At 41.3% G+C, this 1,054-nt stretch carries 1 protein-coding gene; it reads right to left on the bottom strand.

Going from position 1 to position 1,054, the window contains the following annotated elements; genetic code table 11:
- Window positions 1–29: 29 nt before the first annotated feature.
- A complete protein-coding gene (locus FC36_RS00885) occupies window positions 30–953 on the bottom strand; it encodes an IS30 family transposase (protein ID WP_023860195.1) in 924 nt (307 codons plus the stop codon).
- Window positions 954–1,054 lie beyond the last annotated feature (101 nt).

Here is a 1,054-nt window from a genome sequence, read left to right as displayed (position 1 = left end):
GGCAGATTGCAATAAATAAATTGAACACTTCATCGAAGCATTTTTCGCATAAAGACTTCAATGGGTGATCGCCAGTTGAGACATTTAAGTGGCCGAGAGTTTAAGTACCAGTTAATCTGAATTAGTTCTTGATCACTGATCTCTTCAATTGGCTTGCCTTTAGGGATAAAACGACGCAAGACCCGATTACGATTCTCATTACTACCTCGTTCATGCGGCGAATAAGCATGGGCAAAGTAAAGATTAATGCCCGTCTGTTCTTCAATCTCACGATAGTTAGCGAACTCTTTACCATGATCGACGGTGATGGTCTTAAGTTTGGGTCCTAATTGTTTCGCTAATTCTAGCATGGCCATTGTCATTGCCTGACTACTACGACTTTCAAGGCGTTTAACCACGGTTAATCTACTTTGCCGTTCGACAAAAGTGGCCACCGCTTGTCCTCTTCGTTTACCAGATAGAACAGTGTCAGCTTCAAAGTGACCAAACGTTTTACGAGTCTTAACTTCCTGTGGACGTTCTTCAATTGAACGGCCATGACTAAATGTTCCCCGAGTTTCTTTCGCCCGATGACGACGAATGCCTCGGTCAGGTAAGTCCGATGGTTGGATGTCAAGTATACCTTGGTCAATCCAGTTGTAAATGGTCTTATAAGCAATCCCAACCATATGAGCAACCTGTTCAGGCGACCACTTCTGAATCTTGACTTTGTCTTCAACCAAGCGTTTTAGATTAGCAGTCAGCACATATTTACGTCCACGTAACTTAAGCTTTGTCTCATGATCCTGTTGAGATCGCTTAGCATTATAAGGTAAAGGGAGACGATGTAATTCATTGAAAATCGTTGTTTTACTGAAGCCTAGATAGTCAGCAATATAGCGAAGCGAACGGTGTTCATGAAGTAAAGTTTCAATGACAATGCGGTCAGCAAATGATAAAATAGTGGTGCCCATAAAGGTCCTTCTTTCTAATGGAATGTTGTGGTAACACCATTAAAGACCTTTATGGGTTTTCTTGTCCACTTAAATGTTCAACTTATATTTTACAATCTGTC

It is taken from the genome of Ligilactobacillus equi DSM 15833 = JCM 10991, assembly GCF_001435735.1.
In the GTDB taxonomy this organism is placed as follows: domain Bacteria; phylum Bacillota; class Bacilli; order Lactobacillales; family Lactobacillaceae; genus Ligilactobacillus; species Ligilactobacillus equi.
Note: the sequence above shows the minus strand (reverse complement) of the source record. Positions and strands in the feature narration are given on the sequence as shown.